Raw genomic sequence first — 632 nt, 5'->3', positions numbered from 1 at the left:
GCCCTCATCCATATGCTGGCCGAGCGCTTCCGCTGCACCAAGGCGGTCGGCGTGCTGAAGGCCGAGCATGGCCTGCCGCCCGCCGATCCGGCGCGCGAGCAGCAGCAGATCGCCCGCCTCCGCCAACTGGCGAAGGATGCGCATCTCGATCCGGATTTCGCGGAGAAATTCCTGAACTTCGTGGTCCGCGAAGTGATCCGTCATCACGAACAGATCGCCGCCAACAACGGCGTGACGAAAACCGGTTGAGAACCCAACCACACCGATCAACGAAATCAGAGCTTTTTAGGAGATAACAATGGCACTGAAAATCAGACTGGCCCGCGCGGGCTCGAAGAAGCGTCCTTACTACCACGTCGTCGTCGCCGACGCCCGTTCGCCCCGCGACGGCCGTTTCATCGAGGCGCTCGGCTCGTGGAACCCGCTGCTGCCGAAGGACGGCGAACGCGTCAAGGTCGATGCCGACCGCGTCAAGCACTGGCTCTCGCACGGCGCCCAGCCGACCGACCGCGTGCTGCGCTTCCTCGATGAGGCCGGCATCGCCAAGCGTGAGGCCCGCTCGAACCCGAGCAAGGCCCTGCCCGGCAAGAAGGCGCAGGAGCGCGCCGCCCTGCTGAAGAAGGCCCAGGAAG

General features: G+C 65.2%; 2 protein-coding genes. Both read left to right on the top strand.

The window, feature by feature from the left end; translation table 11 throughout:
* Nucleotides 1–249 (top strand): chorismate mutase (locus tag EOA38_RS38285; RefSeq protein WP_127301660.1); only part of this gene is annotated, 249 nt, incomplete at its 5' end.
* Between the two features lie 49 nt (nucleotides 250–298).
* Nucleotides 299–632, top strand: a 334-nt coding sequence (gene rpsP / locus EOA38_RS38280; protein ID WP_127301658.1) for a 30S ribosomal protein S16, incomplete at its 3' end; no start/stop codon positions are given.

The organism is Mesorhizobium sp. M1E.F.Ca.ET.041.01.1.1, assembly GCF_003997355.1.
Classification (GTDB): Bacteria; Pseudomonadota; Alphaproteobacteria; order Rhizobiales; family Rhizobiaceae; genus Mesorhizobium.
The sequence above is the reverse complement of the archived record's forward strand: the minus strand, read 5'-3'. Positions and strand labels throughout refer to the sequence as shown.